This is a genomic window from Escherichia sp. KCJ4928 (assembly GCF_004352695.1).
Classification (GTDB): domain Bacteria; phylum Pseudomonadota; class Gammaproteobacteria; order Enterobacterales; family Enterobacteriaceae; genus ECMA0423.
The window spans coordinates 1-484 of the sequence record NZ_SJWV01000593.1 but is presented as its reverse complement, the minus strand read 5'-3'; the positions used below and the strand labels follow the sequence as shown (position 1 = coordinate 484).

The following is a 484-nucleotide window of genomic DNA, read 5'->3' as shown; positions in this document are numbered from 1 at the left end:
TGGGAAAAAGTTGCCGGTGTGCCTGTTGCAGAAGTATTTTAAGGTAGCGACCAACTGTTAGACGATAATCCGTCAGCCGGTTTTCTCTGAACCGGCTTTTTCTTTTCAGGCAGAATGCCTGTCTGCCGTCCCTGTATCAGACTGTAATTAGCACAATACGGCAATTTGCCGTTCAGTATATTCAGGAAGTACAAATCATGCCATCTGCAACACAAACTGCCCGACTGGAAGCAAGGATCAGCACAGAACTGCATGCTATGCTGAAACGCGCTGCAGAAATCCAGGTAAAAAAGGGCGCATTGAGGTTTGCTTTCGCAACAATCCGGCGGCAGATTTCCTGCCGCCGTGTTGCCCGTTAACGTTTAACTTCGTAGGCTAACGTTGCCACAAGCACTGTGTTTCCCTGCTCGACACGGAATCCGCAAAGCGAATCCCTCACCATCCAGACAAAACACAGTATCGTCACACAGACGACAATTAACAT

1 protein-coding gene is annotated in these 484 nt (G+C 48.3%); it reads right to left on the bottom strand.

Features of this window, described 5'->3' with window-relative positions:
- Positions 1–355 precede the first annotated feature (355 nt).
- The coding region (locus E0D98_RS25760; protein WP_072648917.1) for a Hok/Gef family protein at positions 356–484 on the bottom strand (129 nt) is incomplete at its 5' end.